The organism is Stenotrophomonas sp. GD03654, assembly GCF_029845105.1.
Taxonomy (GTDB): domain Bacteria; phylum Pseudomonadota; class Gammaproteobacteria; order Xanthomonadales; family Xanthomonadaceae; genus Stenotrophomonas; species Stenotrophomonas africana.
In genome coordinates this window covers 1-15693 of sequence record NZ_JAOCLC010000006.1, presented here as the reverse complement: position 1 = coordinate 15693, position 15693 = coordinate 1, and the positions used below count along the sequence as shown (strand labels likewise).

Genomic DNA, 15693 nt, shown 5'->3' with positions numbered 1-15693 from the left:
GCACCGCCCTGGATCCGCAGGCGTGGATCCAACGTCGCCCCACTCTCCTCAGAAGCCCACGCGCAGGTTGATCTGCCCGCCCACGTCGCGGCGGCCATCGCCATGCTGGCCCTGCACGAACATCGACAGCTGGCTGTTGCGGCCGAGGCCCACCGCCACGCCCACCTGGCTGACCAGCGCATTGCGTGCCATCACCGCGCTGTAGACGTCGAAGGCATTGCCACCCACAGCGAAGCGGTTGCGGCTGGCCACATCGGTATCACCCGATGCATGCTGCCAGCCCAGGCCAACCGTCAGCTGCGCCGGGAAGCGCTCGCCGCTGCCCACGTCCCAACGGCCGCGCACGCCCACGGTGCTGACATTGAGCGTGTCCTTGCCGCCTTCCAGCACCAGCGCTGCAGTGCCGCCCTGCTCCACCGCACGATCGCTGTCGACCCAGTGCTTGGTGAACTGCACATACGGCTGCAGTTGGGTCTTGCCATGGGTCCAGGTCCAGCTGCCCTCCACCTGCGCGATGGTCACATCCGAATCCTGGCGGCTGTACAGGGTCTGCCCCAGCAGCGGCACTTCACGCGTGGTGCGCGTGCGGTAATCACCGCGCGACACGCTGCCACCCACCGCAAAGCCGTTGTTCCATTGGCCCTGCGCATACAGGCCGAACGTATTGCCGCGCAGGCGGGCCCTCGAGCTGCGATCGTAAAGGCGCGTATCCAGCCGCTCGTTGCCTGCGGCCGCACCCAGCACCACATGTTCCCCCAGCTGCCAGTCGACACCCGCCATCAGCGCATTGCGATTGGAGCGGATGTCGTCGCCGTTGCCGTCGCCATCCTGCTTGAAGACCTTGCCGCTGCCGGCCAGCCAGGCCGAGGCACGCTCGCCACGCACGGTCGGCAGTTCGCTGCCGAGACGTTGGCGGATGCCTTCTTCCAGATAGTTGTCATACAGCAGCACCGCGCGGCTGGCCGCATGCACTTCACCGGACAGCTGGTCGAATGCGCTACGCGCGGTACCGGCGTCATACATCAGCACCGTGTTGTACAGGCCCAGCGCCGGTCCACTCTGCGGCAGGCTGTCCAGCGCCGCGGCCGTGTTGTACTGGTTGCGTGTGTTGGCCACCGTGGTGAACGCTGCGGTCTGCGCCACGTCGATCTGCAGGTTGGCCGTGTTCGCGGTATAGACCGGGGTGATGGTCAGGAAGGCCGACGGTGTGGTCGCCGAGGCGAACTGCCCGCTCACGCCACCACCCGCATTGATCACGGTGTACTGCTGTCCCTGCTGGTAGCTGGTGCTCGGCGAGATGGTGTTCACCTTTACGGTGCTGCCACCCACGTTGGCGCTGCCGCCCACCTGTACCGTATCGCTGCCGGTAGCGCCCAGATCGATGCCCAGCGTGCTGCCCGGCGACAGGGTCAGGTTGCCGCCCACTGTGATCGTGCCGGTGCCATTGCCCGCACCGCTGCCGTTGCCCGGGCCATTCCCCGGCGACAGCACACCACCGCTGGATACCGTCACACCACCGCCAGTGCCCCCGATGGTGCCGGTGCCGGACAGCGTGGTGCCGCTGCCGATGGTCCACTGGCCGCCGATGTTGCCGGTGACATTCAGGCCACCGCCGGTGACCTGGCCGGTACCGCTGAAACCACCGCTGTTGCCGCCGAGGTTCAGGCTGCCCGGACCGGCCTGCACGATGCTGCCGCCGCCGCTGATGGAGCCGCCCAGGGTGGTGGTGCCACCGGTGTTGATCACCAGGCCACCGTTGTTGGTGATGTTGCCGGTGATCGAGCCGCTGGCGCCGCCGTTGCCGACCTGCACCGTGCCACCCGCATTGATGGTGGTGCCGCCGGTGTAGGTGTTGCTGCCGGTCAGCGTGAGGGTGCCGTTGCCGGCCTGGGTCAGGCCACCGCTGCCACTGATGGTGCCGGCGACGGTGGTGTTGCCACCCACGTTGAAGACCAGGCTGCCGTTGTTGCTGACGTTGCCGGCGATCGCACCGCTGGCGCCGCCATTGCCAACCTGCAACGTGCCGCCGGTGTTGATGGTGGTGCCACCGGTATAGGTGTTGTTGCCGCCCAGGATCAACGTGCCGCTACCGGCCTGGGTCAGGCCACCGCTGCCGCTGATGGCGCCACCGACCGTGGTATTGCCGGCCACGTTGAACACCAGATTGCCGTTGTTGGTGACGCTGCCACCGATCGCACCGGTCGCGCCGCCATTGCCCACCTGCAGGGTACCGCCCGCGTTGATCGTGGTCGGCCCGGTGTAGGTGTTGTTGCCGGTCACGGTCAGTGTGCCGCTGCCGGCCTGGGTCAAGCCGCCGCTGCCGCTGATGGTGCCGCCCAGCGTGGTGTTACCGGCCACGTTGGACACCAGCGAACCGTTGTTGGTGATGTCACCGACGATCGAACCCGTCGCACCGCCATTGCCCAGCTGCAGCGTGCCGCCGGCGTTGATGGTGGTACCGCCGGTGTAGGTGTTGGTGCCAGTCAGCAGCAGCGTACCGCTGCCGGCCTGGGTCAGGCCGCCACTTCCACTGATGGTGCCGCCCAGCGCGGTGTTGCCGGCCACGTTGGAGATCAACGCGCCATTGTTGGTGATGTCGCCGGCGATGGCGCCGGTTGCCCCGCCGTTGCCGACCTGCAGCGCACCGCCGGTATTGATGGTAGTGCCACCGGTGTAGGTGTTGTTGCCGACCAGGGTCAGCACGCCGGTACCGGCCTGGGTCAGGCCACCGCTGCCGCTGATCGCGCCGCCGACCGTGGTGTTGCCGCCCACGTTGAATACCAGGCTGCCGTTGTTGGCAACGTTGCCGGTGATCGCACCGGTCGCACCGCCATTGCCCACCTGCAGGGTGCCACCGGCATTGATGGTGGTGCCGCCGGTATAGGTGTTGTTGCCGGTCAGGGTCAGCGTGCCGGCACCGGCCTGGGTCAGGCCGCCACTGCCGCTGATGGTGCCGCCCAGCGTGGTGTTGCCTGCCACGTTGGACACCAGCGCGCCGTTGTTGGTGATGTCACCAACAATCGCACCGGTCGCACCGCCGTTGCCGATCTGCAATGTGCCACCGGCATTGATGGTGGTACCACCGGTGTAGGTGTTGTTGCCGGTCAGCACCAGCGTGCCGCTGCCGGCCTGGGTCAGACCGCCATTGCCACTGACCACCGCACCCACGGTTGCCGTGGTGCCGAGGTTGTAGACCAGGCTGCCGTTGTTGGTGATGTCGCCCAGCACCGAACCGGTGCTGCCACCGTTGCCGATCTGCAGGGTGCTGCCACCGTTGATGGTGGTACCGCCGGTGTAGGTGTTGTCGCCGCTCAGGGTCAGCGTACCGGTACCTCCCTGCACCAGGCCGCCGGTGCCACTGAGGACGCCAGCGAACAAGGTGCTGGCGTTGTTGCCGCCAGTAGTCAGCGTTGCACCTCCCAGCGCCACCGTGCTGCCGGCCACACCGGCCAGGCCGCCGATGCTCTGGTTGCCACCGGCGCTGATATCCAGCGTGCCAGCACCGGCCAGGTTCACCGTGCTGGCACCGGACAGGCTGCCGCCGGCTGCTACCGCCAGCGTGCCGCTGTTGATGGTGGTGGTGCCGGTATAGCTGCTGGCACCGCCCAGGGTCACCGTCGCCGCGCCATCCTTCAGCAGGCCACCGGCACCGCTGATCGGGCCATTCAAGGTCAGCGCATTACTGCCGGCCAGGGTCAGCGTGCCGCCGGCCAGCTGCACGGTGTTGGCCAGTGTCAGCGCGCCGGTGCCGTCCAGGCTGGCGTTGCCGCCTACGGTCAGCGCGCCGGTGCCCAGCGAACCGTCGTTGCCCAGCAGCAGGCCACCGGCATTGAGAGTCACGCCGCCGGTGAAGACGTTGACGCCCGTCAAGCCCTGGATGCCTGCGCCGTTCTTTACCAGGCCACCGGCCCCTCCGATGGTGCCGGCGAACGTGGTATTGCCCACGCCATTGAGGGTCAGCGTGCTGCCGCCCAGCGCCACTGTCGAACCCGCCACGCCTGCCAGCGAACCAATCGCCTGCGCACCACCCGCGCTGATGTCAAAGGCGGTGCCGGCATTGGCCAGGTTCACCGCACCCGTGGCAGCCAGGCTGCCGCCGGCACCGATCGCCAGCGTGCCGGCGTTGATGGTGGTGCCACCGGTGAAGGTGTTGGTACCGGTCAACGTCTGGGTGCCCGAACCTTCCTTGATCAGGCCACCGGAGCCGGCCACCGAACCACTGAAGGTGCCATCGGTAGGGCCTCCGATCGTCAATGTGTTGGCGCCCAGATTCACCGTACCGCTGCCGATCAGGGTACCGAACTGCTGCGTGCCGCTGCCCGCTGACAGATCGAAGGTCGCGCCCGTGGCCAGGTTGACGGTGCCCGTGGAGGCCAGGCTGGCGCCAGCACCCAGTGCCAGGGTGCCAGCGTTGATGAAGGTACCGCCGGTATAGGTGTTGGCACCATTCAAGGTCAGCGTCGCGGCACCTTCCTTGGTCAGTGAGCCGGTACCACTGAGGATGCCGTTGAGGGTGAGGTTGTTGCTGCCCAGCACAGTCAGTCCGGCATTGAGCATGAAGTTGTTGGCAAGCGTGATCGCGGTGTTCGAATCCAGTGTGGCGTTGCCGCCCACGGTCACCGCACCGCTACCGAGCGCGTCGTTGTTGCCGACCACCAGGCCACCGGCGTTGAGTGCGACGCCGCCGCTGAAGGTGCTGGCGCCGTTGAGCGTCTGCACGCCCGCGCCGTTCTTGACCAGGCCGCCATTGCCACTGATCGCACCGTTGAAGGTGCTGTCAACGGCACCGCCCAGGGTCAGCGTGCTGCCGCCCAGCGCCACCGTACTGCCGGCGACGCCAGCCAGCGAACCGATGGCCTGGTTGCCCGCCGAAATGTCGAACGTGCCGGCACCGGCAAGATTCACTGCGCCGGTGGAAGCCAGGCTGCCGCCGGCACCGATGGCCAGCGTGCCGCTGTTGATGGTGGTACCGCCGGTGTAGGTGTTGGCACCGGTCAGGGTCACCGTGGCCGCACCATTCTTGATCAAGCCACCGCCACCACTGATGACGCCACCCAGCGTGAGCGCGTTGCTGCCGAGCAGGTTGAGGTTGGCACCAGCAGTGAGGTTGACGGCATTGCCAAGCGTCACCGCCAGGCTGCTGTCCAGCGTCGCATCGGCACCGACGTTCAACACGCCGCTACCCAGCGCAGCGTTGTTGCCGACCACCAGCCCACCACCGTTCAATGCCACGCCGCCGTTGAACAGGTTGGCCCCGCCGAGCGTGAGGATGCCGACGCCATTCTTGACCAGGCCGCCGGTGCCGGAGATCGCGCCATCGAAAGTGCTGTTGCCAACGCCGCCCAGGGTCAGCGTCTGCGCCCCCAGGCTCACCGTCGAGCCCGCCACACCATTCAACGCCCCGATGGTCTGATTGGCGCCGGCAGTGGAGATATCGAAGCCTGTGCCCGCCGCATTGAGCGTCACCGCACCGGTCGCGGCCAGACTGCCGCCGGGGCCGATCGCCAGGGTACCGGCATTGATGAAAGTGCCGCCGGTATAGGTGTTGGCACCGGTCAGCGTCTCGATGCCGGCACCGACCTTGGTCAGGCCACCGGTCCCTGCGATCGAGCCACTGAAGGTGCCATCGGTGGCACCGCCGACCTCGATCGAGTTGGCGCCGAGATTCACCGTACCGTTGCCGATCAGGGTTCCGAACTGCTGCGTGCCACTGCCGGCAGATAGATCCAGCGTGGCACCGGTGGCGAGGTTCACGGTACCGCTCGCTGACAGGCTGGCACCGGCCCCCAGCGCCAGCGTGCCGGCGTTGATGTTGGTGCCACCGGTATAGGTATTGATGCCATTCAAGGTCAGCGTTGCGCTGCCATTCTTGGTGAGGCTGCCGGTACCGGAAAGGACGCCGTTGAGCGTCAGTGCATTGGTCCCGATTACGGTCAGCCCGGCGTTGAGCGCGATGTTGTTGGCCAGCGTTGCCAGGCCGGTGGTATCCAGTGTGGCGACACCGCCGACCGTCAACGCACCGGAGCCCAGCGCTGCGTCATTGCCGAGTACCAGTCCACCTGCGTTCAGTGTCACACCGCCGGCAAAGGTGTTGGCGCCGGACAATGTCTGTACGCCCGCGCCCACCTTGACCAGACCGCCACCGCCGCTGATCACGCCATCGAATGCGGCGTTGCCGGCGGTACCGAAGGTCAATGAATTGCCGCCCAGCGTCAGCGTGCTTCCACCCGCTCCGTTGAGTGCACCGATGGTCTGGTTGCTGCCGGCGCCGGAGATATCGAAGCCAGCGCCTGCGCCCAGCGTGACGTCACCCGCCGCAGCCAGGCTGCCGCCCGTGCCCAGCGCCAGCGTGCCGGCATTGATGGCGGTACCACCGGTGTAGGTGTTGGCACCGGACAGGGTCAGCGTGGTAGCGCCGTTCTTGATCAGGCTGCCGTTGCCTCCGACCACACCCGACAGCGTCAACGCATTGCTGCCCGGCAACGTCAGTGCAACGCCCGAGCCCAGCGTGACCGCATTGCCGAGCGTCACTGCAGCGCCGGCATCCAGCGTGGTACTGGCATTCACCGCCAGCGCGCCGGTACCAAGCGCACCATCCGCACCGACCACCAGGCCACCACCGTTCAAGGTCAGGCCGCCACCAAACGTATTGGTGTTGTTGAGCGTCAGCAGGCCGGTGCCGTTCTTGACCAGGCTGCCGTTGCCGCTCAGCACGCCTCCGAACGCAACGTCATTGGTCCCGCCCAGGGTAAGCTGGGTGCCGGCACCGAAGTTCACCGCGTTGGCCAGGTTCAGCGCCACGGTGCTGTCGAGCGTGGTGGTTCCGCCGATGGCCAGCGCACCCGTACCAAGCGCGCTGGTGTTGCCGAGAATCAGGCCACCCGCATTGAGCGCAAGGCCGCCACTGAAGGTGTTTGCACCGGACAGCGTCTGCACGCCCGTGCCGGTCTTGACCAAACCGCCGGTGCCTCCGATCACACCGGCAAAGCTGCCGTTGCTGGCGCCGCCAAAGGTCAGCGACTGCGCGCCCAGCGCCAGCTGGCTGCCTGCGACGCCGTTGAGCGCGCCGATGGTCTGCGCCGTGGCGGCTGCGGAGATGTCCAGCGTCGCACCGGCGCCAGCAAGATCCACCGCACCGGCCGCGGCAAGGCTACCGCCGGCTCCCAGCGCCAGCGTGCCGGCGTTGACGGTGGTACCACCGCCGAAGGTGTTGGCGCCGGACAGCGTGAGGCGCGCTGGGCCGTCCTTGATCAACCCACCCGCACCGAATACCGGACCGGTCAGCGTCAGGTCATTGCTGCCCAGCACGGAGAGGTTGGCACCGGCAGCGAGGCCGATGTTGTTGCCTACGGTAAGCGCCGATGCTGCATCCAGCGAAGCGTTGCCACCCACATCCAGCTGCCCGGTACCCAGCGCCTGCGCATTGCCCAGCTGCAGTACGCCTGCGTTGAGGCCGACACCTCCGCTGAAGGTGTTGGGCCCATTCAATGCCAGTGTCGCCGCGCCGTTCTTGACCAGGCCGCCAGTGCCGCTGATGACCCCATCCAGCGACACGTTCTGGTTGCCCAGCAGGTTCAGTACGGCACTGGTCCCGAGGTTCACGCTGTTGGCCAGGTTCAGCGCCACCGAACTGTCCAGCGTGGTGTTGGCCCCCACCGACAATGCACCGGTGCCCAGCGCGCCGGCGTTGCCCAGCAGCACGCCGCCGCCGTTGACGGTCAGCCCGCCACCGAAGGTGTTGCCGCCATTGAGGGTCAACGTGGTGGCGCCGTTCTTCACCAGGCCACCCGCGCCGGACACCACGCCGCCCAGGGTGATGGCCTGCGTGCCCGGCAGTGTCAGCAAGGCGCCGCCGCCGAGCACGACATCATTGGCCAGGTTCAGCGGGCCACTGCCGTCCAGCGAAACAATCCCGCCGACACTCAGCGCCCCCGTACCCAGCGCTCCACTGTTGCCCAGCAGCAGACCGCCGGCGTTTGCGTTCAGTCCACCGCTGAAGGTGTTGGTACCGTTCAAGGTCAGTGTGGATGCGCCGTTCTTGACCAGGCTGCCGGTACCGGTGATGTTGCCACCCAGGGTCAGGTTCTGGCTGCCCGGCAGGGTCAGCGCTGCACCGAGGTTGATCGCATTGCCCAGGTTGAGCGCAGCAGTGGTATCCAGCGAACCGTTGCCACTGACCGTCAGCGCACCGCTTCCCAGCGCACCGGCGTTGCCCAGCACCAGGCCACCGGCCGCAAGATTCACTCCACCGCTGAAGATATTGGCGCCGGTCAGCGTCTGCACGCCGGTGCCCTGCTTGACCAGGCCGCCGGTGCCGCCGATCACACCGCCGAAGGTCTGGTTGGTGGCATCACCGAAGGTGAGCGTACTGCTGCCCAATGTCACCGTGCTGCCGACGACGCCGGACAGCGCACCGATGGTCTGGTTGCCGCCCAGCGAGATGTCGAGGTCGGCGCCCGCGCCGGCCAGACTCACCGCCCCGGTTGCCGCCAGGCTGCCGCCACTGGCCAGCGCCACCTTGCCTGCGTTCACGTTCAGGCCGCCGGTGAACGCGTTGGCCCCGCCCAGCGTCAGCGTGGAGGCACCGTTCTTGACCAGGCTGCCGGTACCACCGATCACGCCGCCCAGCGTCAGCGCGTTGCCCCCCAGCACATTGAGCGAACCACCCAACCCCAGGTTGATGCCATTGCCCACGGTCAATGCCGAGCTGGCATCAAGCGTCACTGCACCACCGACGTTCAATGCGCCGGTTCCCAACCCGCCGCCGTTGCCGAGCACCAGCCCACCGGCGGTGAGCGACAGCCCTCCGCCAAACGTGTTGGCGTTGTTGAGGGTCAGGGTGGCCGCGCCGTTCTTGACCAGGCCGCCGGTACCACCGATCGCGCCGTTGAAGGTCAGCGCCTGGTTTCCGGACAGATTGAGGATGCTGCCCGCGCCCAGATTGACCGCGTTGGCGAGAGCGAGCGCCCCCGTGCCATCGAGGGTGACGTTGCCGCCGACACTGAGTGCGCCGGTGCCCAGCGCGCCGGCATTGCCCAGCAGCAGCCCACCGCCGTTGAGCGCGACGCCACCGGTGAAGGTATTGGCACCAGACAGGGTCTGGGTACCCGTACCGACCTTGACGAGCGCGCCACCGACACCGCCGATGACGCCGGAGAAGCTGGTGCTGGTGTTCAGGCCACCCAGCGTGAGGCTGCGCGCGCCGAGGTTGAGCGTACCGGCGCCGGCAAGCGAACCAATGGTCTGGTTGGTGGCAAGCGAAAGATCCAGGTTGGTGCCTGCGCCCACCGAGATCGCGCCCGTCGGCGACAGGCTGCCACCGGCGCCCAATGCCAGCGCCCCCCCGGTGACCGAGAAGGAGCCCGTGAGCAGGTTGGCACCATTCAAGGTGAGCGTACCCGGACCGGCCTTGACCAGGTTGCCGGCGCCGGAGATGGAACCGTTGAGGCCAAGGCTGTTGTTGCCGAGCAGGTTGAGCGTGCCGCCCCCGCTGACGATCAGGTTGTTGCTCAGGTTGAACGCGGCGGTGGTGTCCAGCGACGCCGTGCCACCCACGGTGAGGGCGCCGGAGCCGAGAGCCCCCGCATTGCCCAGCAACAGGCCACCGGCATTGAGATTGACCCCGCCCGAGAACAGGTTGGCACCGCCGAGAGTGACGATGCCGGTGTTGTTGACCGTCAGCCCACCGACGCCCGAAAGGACGCCCCCCAGCCCGAACGCATTGGTCCCGCCGAGGGAAAGGTTGCCGCCAAGGTTGAAGGCGTTGGTCAGGCTCAGGCCCGCCGTGGAGGCGGCAATGGCGCCGCCGTTGGCCGTGAACAGCCCCGTGCCGAAGGAACCGGCATTGTTGAAATTGACCAGACCGTCATTGAGTGTCGTGGGTCCGGTTCCGGTCCATGCGCCCTGCAGGTTCCAGGTACCACTGTTGACGGTCAGCTTCCGGAAGTTGAGGTACTGGTTCCACCCCAGCGTTGTCGCCGCTCCACCGGTGCCGGATCCCGTACCGGAAGCGCTGTTCTGCAGCACCAGTGTGTTGTTGGTGGCACCGCTACCGATACCGGCATCGACCGATCCCGCAGCCGCAACCTTTACCCCGGTAACACCGGTAATCACACCGGCAAGCGCGGTGCCGCCGCCGGCCACAACGCTGGAACCGGACACTGCGGTGAAGGTATTTCCGCCGGTTGAATCACCCAGGTGAACGCTGCCGCTGACCGCCCCCGCATTGAGGAACGCGTTGCCTCCAGAAGCACCCAGGCCGACGCGCCCGTCGATGGTGCCTGTGTTGGTCACGTTGGCTGCCGCGCCACCATAGGTCACCACCGTGGTCGCGTCGGAAACGCTACCTGCACCGATCAATGACGTGCTGATCAGGCCAGCGTTGTTGATGGTGGTGGTGCCGTTGACATTCTGTGCCACCAGCGCCTGTCCACCGAAGCCCAGCAGCGTTGCGATGTTGACGACACCCTTGATCTGTCCGCTGGCGTTGTTGTTGACGACGATCGCGCTGTTGTTGGCAGAACCATTGCCGATGACCAGGCCGGGAGAGGCGAGGATGATCGAGCTTGGATCGATCGTGCCATTGTTGTTGACCGTCACGTTGTCGCCGGTCAGCGTTGCTGCGTTGCCGCCACCTACGATCGGTGGCGTACGCAGCAACGCACCCGAGGCGATGTTCAGCGTGAGGCCGTTGGTCGCGTTGGAGTAGTTGTTGATGTTGGTGGTACCGTCGCAGTCGACGGTGGTGGTGCCTGTGCACGCTGCGAATGCCGAGCCACTGGCCAGTGTGGCCGCCAGCGCAACCGTCAACTGGTGCGCCCGCAATCGCGGCATCCGTGCCGTGCAGACCGCACTTCCGCCAGGATTCTGGGCGACCTCCGAAGCAACCTGCATTACCCCAAGGGCACGATTGAAAACCAGACGGTAAATGCGGTTCATCGGTAAATCTCCATGAAAAGACCGGATGGCACAGCTGGCAGGTTGTTTGGAGACAATGCGACCCACCCCGGCTCCCAATACGGGAACAAGGTTTGAAGGCATTAACTCCTGAAAATCTTCACATCTTCACGCGATCGACCCCGGGGACAGGTACGACAGCGTGTCCCTCAAGGCGAAAACTCCCCGATTTCGCCCGACGAATGGCGGCACTGTGCGACCGACAGCGCCAGCGGCATGTGAATCACGCTCGCTATTTTTATGACGTGCGTCAAATAAAACGGGCGGACAAAATAGTTTTGCCGAAAATGCATATCGCTGCATGCGGCGGAGAATCCATTCCCCGCCATGAGTAAATAAATTCAGCTACTGGAGAGTTTCATCAGCACCAGGCCGGAAACGATCAGCGCCGCGGCCCCGATCCGCATCGGGCTGACCTGCTCACCCAGAAACACGATGCCGACCACGAACGCGCCGACCGCGCCGATGCCGGTCCAGATCGTGTAGGCAGTGCCCAACGGCAGGCTGCGCATGGCCACCGCCAGCAGCCAGAAGCTGGCGATCATGCCGATGATCGTGACCACGGTGGGGGTAAGCCTGGTGAAGCCTTCGGACTGCTTCATGGACACGGCCCAGACGATTTCCAGCAGGCCGGCAAACAACAGATAGATCCAGGCCATGACGGCCCTCCTCTTGGTAGGGCCAGGCCGTCCTGGTCATTGATTCCCGATGCGGGGGAGGTCGTTCCTCCTGGCCGGCATTCTAGCAACGGCGGCCAGCCCCGGCCGCCGTTGCCGGGAACGGGTTACAGCCGATTCAGTGCGTGAAGCTGGCGCCGATGTACCTGCCTGCGCTATAGTTGCGGTCTGCCATCGGCCAGCCGATGTGCAGTCCGGCTGTGGTCTCCGGCGCATCGCGCGCTGCTTCCCCTGATCCGTGAACCGGCCGCCTGCTGGGCGGCCAACGTCTCTATGGTGGCCCCGTCGGCCCCTCGCGACGCTAGGTCGAAAATCCCGCCAGGGCCGGAAGGCAGCAACGGTATCGATCGACGCGGGCGCCGAGGTCAGCCGGCGGGGCCATCGCCTTTTTGCGGCGACGCCCCGCCTCTGATAGATACCAAGCTTGGTTGGCGCCCCTTGCCGGGCATGGTCCGGTGCTACGGTGCCTCGGGCGTGCCCTGATGGAACACCATGCGCCACCGTTGCCCCTGCCGGCGCCACAGCGAGCTGCGCAGCACCCAGCGCTGCGCCTGCCCATCGACGTGATGGCGGCTGCGGTAGCGCACCTGGGCCAGACCGTCGGCCAACAACCACACCGCGTACTGTTCCGATTCGATCAGCACCTGCGCGCGCTCCAACGGGATCTCCTGCAACGCCGCATCACGGCCGTAGCATTGCCCGGAACTGCCGATCTCGCTGAAATCCTCGTCCAGCAGGGCCGCAAGGGACTCGCGATCACCCCGCACCTGCGGCGCATGCAGCGCGCGTTCCAGCGCCTCCAGTTCGGCGGCCAGCGCCACGTCGGCGTGCTGGCCAGCACCGCTCACGGCGGATCCTGCGCCAGCACGTGCGGTGCAGTGGGGGTGGCCAGCGGCACGCACTGCCCCGGCTGCGCCACGCGATGCCCCCGCGCGGCCAGCGCCTGGCCATCGGCCACGCTCGCATAGTGGTAGAGCATCATCCGCGCCTGCAGTTCCGCGCTGTACTCGCGCTCCAGGTCGTCCACGCCGGTATGCGACGGGTTGCCGTGCAGGCCGCAGTCGTGCGCGATCAGTTCGTTGTCATTGGCGAAGCGGGCCAGCATCTCCGGAACCGGCCGGGTATCACCGCTCCAGGTCAACGCGCCCTGCAGGCGCAGGCCATAGGCCGTCTCCGGCCAGTGATGGCGCACCGGAAACACCTCCAGGCGCACCCCCTCATGCCAGAACGCCTCGCCCACCACGACCAGCTGGAAGGCATCCCAGAAGTTCGCCCCGCCCTCGGCCAGCACGTTCGGATAGTCACCGATACGCTTGTGCAGCAGCGGCACGACCGTGGCGGGCACGTACAGGCGCACCTTCTTGCCGCGCCGGTGGGAATTGAAGAAGGTGTCGACGAACAGCCGCTCAAAGCCCGCCACGTGGTCCAGGTGCACATGGGTGACGAACAACGCCTGCGGCATGTGGCCGTAGTGCGCCTTGAACGCGGTCAGGCCTTCACCGCCACAGTCGATGGTCAGCCACGGACGCCCGTCCCGCTCGATCACCGACATCGGCGATCCCAGCTCGACCGCCGACGCATTGCCGACGCCGAGGAAACGCAACGACCAGTCCATCAGGTGCCCCGGTTCCAGGCCATGTCATAGGCGCGGCGCAGCCGCGCGTAGTCCTTCTGTACGTCTTCCATGCTGCGCTCGCCGCGCAGCTTGATCAGCGAGCGCAGCAGGCGCTTGAGATTGCGTTCGCGCCAGCCGGTGGCCGGGATGCGGATCACCCCACGGTCGAAGTCGATCAGCCAGCCATGGCCACTGCCATCAAACAGGATGTTGTGCGCGTTGAGGTCGGCATGGTCCAGGCCGGCACGGTGGAAACGGGCGATCAGCCGTCCGGTCTCCTCCCAGGGGGCGCCCCGGCCGGTGACCAATGCCCGGTCGGCCAGCGAGCGCACGCCCTCGAGCCGCTCCATCAGGATCGCGGCCCGATAGCGAAGGCCCTCGCGCATGTAGAACGCAGCGATCGGCCGAGGCACCGGCAGCTTTTTCTCGCGCAGTGCGCGCATCAAGCGGAATTCAGCGAAGCTGCGGGTCCGGTCCGCGCCACGCCAGAGGTACTGGTCGTGGCTGATACGGGCCGCCATGCCGCCGCGCAGGTAATGGCGCAGCACGCTGGCACCGAACGGCGCATCGACGAACCAGGCGCTGCCGCGCCCGCCTTCGTCCACCGGCCGGGCCTTGCTGCCCCAGTGCTGGGGCGAGAACAGGCCGATCTCGGCTTGCCGCAGCCGCTCGCGGTCGAACAGAATGGCCCCGATGCCGCGACCCTCGCGGCATGGCGTCAGCGCTTCATTGGCGTCGAATGCGACCATTTCATTGAGTCTAACAACACATGGCATCAGCGTCCTCCTCCTTGTGCCTCCTGCGCTTGTCCGCACTTGGCGATGTCACCCACGTGGTGCCCCTCGTGCGCACCCTGCAGGCCGCACGCCCGGACACGCCGATCCACTGGATCATCGACAAGGCCGGCCACAAGCTGCTCGACGGCCTGCCCGGCGTCACCTTCCATGCCTACGACAAGAAAAGCGGCATGGCCGGGGTCAAGGAACTGCGCAGGCAGCTGCCGCCCGGGCGCTTCGAAGCGCTGCTGCAGATGCAGGTGGCGTTCCGCGCCAACCTGCTGTCGGCCTTCATTCCCGCAGAGCGTCGCATCGGCTACGACCGCAGCCGATCAAAGGATCTGCACGGCCTGTTCATCAACGAGCGCATCCCGGACCGCCCCGGCATCCACGTGCTGGACGCCATCAGCAGCTTCTGTGAACCCCTTGGCCTGCGCCAGACCGAGGTCAGCTGGGACCTGGCTGTACCGCAGTCCGCGTATGAGTGGGCCGCCGCGCAATGGCAGGACGATGGCCGACCGGTACTGATGATCTCGCCCTGTTCCAGCCACGTGCGCCGCAACTGGTATGCAGACCGCTATGCAGCCGTGGCCAACCATGCCGCACAGCGCGGTTGGCGGGTGGTGCTGTGCGGTGGGCGCAGCGAACTGGAGCGCAGCATGGCCGATGCCATCCAGGCGCAGCTGCACACACCGGCGCTGGACCTGGTCGGCAAGGACACCTTGAAGCAGCTGCCGGCGCTGCTGGCCCGCGCCAATCTGGTGATGACTCCGGACTCGGGCCCGATGCACATCGCCAACGCGATGGGCGCCAAGGTACTGGGCCTGCATGCGGCCAGCAATCCGAACCGCAGCGGCCCCTATTCCGACCGCCGCTACTGCGTGGACCGCTACGATGATGCCGCGCGCAAGTACCTGGCCAAGCAGGCCGCGGATCTGAAGTGGGGCACCAAGATCGAGTTCGACGATGTGATGGAACTGATCACCGTCGACGACGGTATCGCCGCGTTCGAACGCTACGTCGCCGACCACCTGGGGTGAGCGACGGGCCCCATCCACGCATGGCGTGGATCCATTCCCTGGCCGGGATTACGCGCGCTGCGCGTAATCCTGGTAGGACTTCTCTTCCACGTACGCCGAACCCAGCGCCAGGTTGATCGCCTTCTTGATGCGCGCGCGTTCGTCGTTGCGCAGGTAGACGCTGCGCGCCATGTCGATGAAACCCTGGTCGAACGCCTGCGCCTTCTCCTTCAGCCGGATGTCGTCCTCGATGTCCCATAGCTGCTCGTTGACCGCCTTCAGCTCGGCACGCAGCTTGGCGACGTCTTTCACCGCCGCCGGGTGCGCCATCCAGGTCTGCTCCAGCGCCGACAGCTCCTTGCGCACATTGGCCAGCTTGCCCTCGTCGCTGATGCGCTCGGACTTGATCTGCAGGATCGAGATCTTGTCCAGCAGCTCGCCGAATGAAACGGGGACGAGGATTTCAGCGGTCATGGGAAAAAGCTCCAGCAGGTGATGCAGGCAGTTTAACCCGCAGCTCGCGATGAAATGGGTACATCCACGCCATGCGTGGATGGTCCAGCTCGGCAGGAACAGCATCCACGCATGACGTGGATCTACGGATGCATCTGGAGGAACAAGCCCCTCTGTTGAGGGACTGCCCCGACAGG

7 protein-coding genes and 1 other RNA gene are annotated in these 15693 nt (G+C 66.5%); 2 read left to right on the top strand and 6 right to left on the bottom strand.

Translation table 11 applies throughout. The features are described 5' to 3' along the window. Positions 1 to 48: 48 nt before the first annotated feature. The gene (locus tag N5J73_RS03780; RefSeq protein ID WP_164078519.1) at positions 49 to 10938 is read right to left on the bottom strand and encodes an autotransporter-associated beta strand repeat-containing protein; all 10890 of its coding nucleotides are present in this window, start codon (positions 10936 to 10938) and stop codon (positions 49 to 51) included. Positions 10939 to 11297: 359 nt separating this feature from the next. Then, entirely contained in the window at positions 11298 to 11615 is a 318-nt protein-coding gene (gene sugE, locus N5J73_RS03775) for a quaternary ammonium compound efflux SMR transporter SugE (RefSeq protein ID WP_049444051.1), read from the bottom strand. A gap of 300 nt (positions 11616 to 11915) precedes the next feature. Here sugE and ffs point away from each other — a divergent pair. Next, an RNA gene (gene ffs / locus N5J73_RS03770) (signal recognition particle sRNA small type) lies at positions 11916 to 12012 on the top strand. Between the two features lie 79 nt (positions 12013 to 12091). Here ffs and N5J73_RS03765 read toward each other — a convergent pair. The 3 genes from N5J73_RS03765 to N5J73_RS03755 are packed head-to-tail and all read right to left on the bottom strand — an operon-like array spanning position 12092 to position 13997. After that, positions 12092 to 12481 carry a nuclear transport factor 2 family protein gene (locus tag N5J73_RS03765; protein WP_049444049.1) on the bottom strand — a complete coding sequence of 130 codons (390 nt, stop codon included), beginning with the start codon at positions 12479 to 12481 and terminating at the stop codon, positions 12092 to 12094. Beyond that, positions 12478 to 13248, bottom strand: coding sequence for an MBL fold metallo-hydrolase (locus N5J73_RS03760; protein WP_279940594.1), 771 nt, complete (start codon positions 13246 to 13248; stop codon positions 12478 to 12480). Before N5J73_RS03760 ends, N5J73_RS03765 begins: the two co-directional genes overlap by 4 nt. After that, on the bottom strand, positions 13248 to 13997 hold the full coding sequence (locus N5J73_RS03755; RefSeq protein WP_049444045.1) for a 3-deoxy-D-manno-octulosonic acid kinase: 750 nt from the start codon (positions 13995 to 13997) through the stop codon (positions 13248 to 13250). Before N5J73_RS03755 ends, N5J73_RS03760 begins: the two co-directional genes overlap by 1 nt. A gap of 20 nt (positions 13998 to 14017) precedes the next feature. Between N5J73_RS03755 and N5J73_RS03750 the strand changes: the two genes are divergently transcribed. Beyond that, a complete protein-coding gene (locus N5J73_RS03750; RefSeq protein WP_164078518.1) occupies positions 14018 to 15064 on the top strand; it encodes a glycosyltransferase family 9 protein in 1047 nt (348 codons plus the stop codon). 48 nt (positions 15065 to 15112) lie between these two features. Here N5J73_RS03750 and N5J73_RS03745 read toward each other — a convergent pair whose 3' ends face one another. Beyond that, positions 15113 to 15517 carry a DUF6165 family protein gene (locus tag N5J73_RS03745; RefSeq protein WP_049444041.1) on the bottom strand — a complete coding sequence of 135 codons (405 nt, stop codon included), beginning with the start codon at positions 15515 to 15517 and terminating at the stop codon, positions 15113 to 15115. Positions 15518 to 15693: the final 176 nt, after the last annotated feature.

What these genes read in the sequence shown, in the direction of transcription:
- N5J73_RS03780 (WP_164078519.1), bottom strand. Translation starts at nt 10,938, where the DNA reads ATGAACCGCATTTACCGTCTGGTTTTCAATCGTGCCCTTGGGGTAATG.
- sugE (WP_049444051.1), bottom strand. Translation starts at nt 11,615, where the DNA reads ATGGCCTGGATCTATCTGTTGTTTGCCGGCCTGCTGGAAATCGTCTGG.
- N5J73_RS03760 (WP_279940594.1), bottom strand. Translation starts at nt 13,248, where the DNA reads ATGGACTGGTCGTTGCGTTTCCTCGGCGTCGGCAATGCGTCGGCGGTC.
- N5J73_RS03755 (WP_049444045.1), bottom strand. Translation starts at nt 13,997, where the DNA reads ATGGTCGCATTCGACGCCAATGAAGCGCTGACGCCATGCCGCGAGGGT.
- N5J73_RS03750 (WP_164078518.1), top strand. Translation starts at nt 14,018, where the DNA reads ATGGCATCAGCGTCCTCCTCCTTGTGCCTCCTGCGCTTGTCCGCACTT.
- N5J73_RS03745 (WP_049444041.1), bottom strand. Translation starts at nt 15,517, where the DNA reads ATGACCGCTGAAATCCTCGTCCCCGTTTCATTCGGCGAGCTGCTGGAC.